The sequence below is a fragment of the Pseudomonas sp. 05T35 genome (genome assembly GCF_056396605.1).
Genome location: NZ_JBFTLU010000981.1, coordinates 1 through 439, shown reverse-complemented (window position 1 = coordinate 439; position 439 = coordinate 1). Strand labels below are relative to the sequence as shown.

Sequence of the window (439 nt, the reverse complement as noted above, 5' to 3'; positions counted from 1 at the left end):
CGCTACGCCTTCGCCTACGGCGCCGATGCGGTCTACGCCGGCCAGCCGCGCTACAGCTTGCGTGTGCGCAATAACGAGTTCGATCATGCCAACCTGGCCCTCGGCATCCGCGAAGCCCAGGCCCAGGGCAAGCGTTTCTATGTGGTGGTGAACATCGCCCCGCACAATGCCAAGCTGAAAACCTTCCTCAAGGATCTTCAGCCGGTCATCGCCATGGCCCCGGATGCGCTGATCATGTCCGACCCCGGGTTGATCATGCTGGTGCGCCGGCATTTCCCGCAGATGCCGATTCACCTCTCGGTGCAAGCCAACACGGTGAACTGGGCCAGTGTCGAGTTCTGGCAACAGCAAGGTTTGAGCCGGATCATCCTGTCGCGGGAGCTCTCGCTGGAAGAAATCGCCGAGATTCGCCAGCAAGTCCCCGCCATGGAGCTGGAAG

Annotated in this window: 1 protein-coding gene; it reads left to right on the top strand. The window is 61.7% G+C overall.

Annotation, left to right across the window (positions count from 1 at the left end):
* A partial coding sequence (locus AC1DH9_RS31015) for a U32 family peptidase (RefSeq protein WP_477809572.1) occupies positions 1 to 439 on the top strand: 439 nt, incomplete at both ends.